Below are 1,155 nucleotides of genomic sequence, written 5' to 3'. Positions count from 1 at the left end.
GATTAGTTCTTCATGTGGCATAGAAAAGCACCTCCTTCAATTGATATTTCTATCTTAGCAAGAGGTGCTTCATTTTTGTATGCGTTGTTTGATTACGGGTTTACTTACAAACAGCAAGAAAGTAAAGCTTTTAATTGGATAGATACAGGAATAATAATTGGTATGTTAACTGCTTTAGGATATGTAGTTGCCTACTCTTATCAAAAAGGGTTTCTATCCTATTTTGGAGTTGATGAAGTATTTATAAGTGAAATGCCATTATCAAATATTATTATATCTATAACAGCAGTGAGTTTAATTTTAATATTTTTAATAGGTGCTTATAATAACTTAGAGTCAATATTCAAGGAATTTCCAGTTGGTAATAATCCCATTTGGTTAATGTTTAGAAAGGCAACTCTACCCTTGTTTATAGTCACAGTTTTTTGGTTAGGTTTTATTGAAGAATGGAAACTTTATTTATTTCTGTTGTCAATAATAATATTATATTATTTTGTTTATCCTGTTTTTCTTTATTGGGAGGTAAAGGGCTACAAAAATAAAATAATGATGAGATATGAAGAGTTGGAGGAAACAGGCTTTAATAAAAAGAATATCTCATTAAACTTGAAGTATAATCCTTCATTTAAAGTATTTTTAGTAGTAGTAATTTTCTTTGTGAGTTACTTTTCAGCAAATCTTATTGGTTTATCACAAGCAAAAAATAAAGATGAATTTTTAATATACAAAACCAATGATAATGAGTATTTTGTAGTAATAGCTAATGTTGGTGACAGATTTATTACTTCTCCTATTAATTTACCCAATAAAGAAATTTCAAAGAAATATCAGGTAATTGATCAAAAATCTAATGTACAAACTCCTCTAATTTTTGAAAAGGTAAAAATTGAAGGAGGTATAAAGGTTAATAAAACGAATACTAGAAAAGAATTAAAACAGCAAGAACGAGTAAATGACATTAACAAACTTTAAGGAATCTAGTTGTTTTGCCTAAACCAGCCAGTCATAAGAAGTTTTGATTGGGCTAATTAGCGAGGTATTATTCAACTAAACCAGCTAATAGTTGTCAATATATTTCTCTAAAAAACTCAAATTAATTATGATATACTTAATTTTATTCATGCTAAATAACCTTCCGTTATCACCAATCTGGAA

General features: G+C 27.8%; 1 protein-coding gene. It reads left to right on the top strand.

The window, feature by feature from the left end; all coding sequences use genetic code 11:
* Positions 1-12: 12 nt before the first annotated feature.
* Entirely contained in the window at positions 13-972 is a 960-nt protein-coding gene (locus ACFSBH_RS12175) for a hypothetical protein (protein ID WP_379597754.1), read from the top strand.
* Positions 973-1,155 lie beyond the last annotated feature (183 nt).

This window comes from Oceanobacillus luteolus, from assembly GCF_042678205.1.
Lineage (GTDB): Bacteria > Bacillota > Bacilli > Bacillales > Amphibacillaceae > Oceanobacillus > Oceanobacillus luteolus.
The sequence above is the reverse complement of the archived record's forward strand: the minus strand, read 5'-3'. Positions and strand labels throughout refer to the sequence as shown.

What these genes read in the sequence shown, in the direction of transcription:
- ACFSBH_RS12175 (WP_379597754.1), top strand. Translation starts at nt 13, where the DNA reads ATGTGGCATAGAAAAGCACCTCCTTCAATTGATATTTCTATCTTAGCA.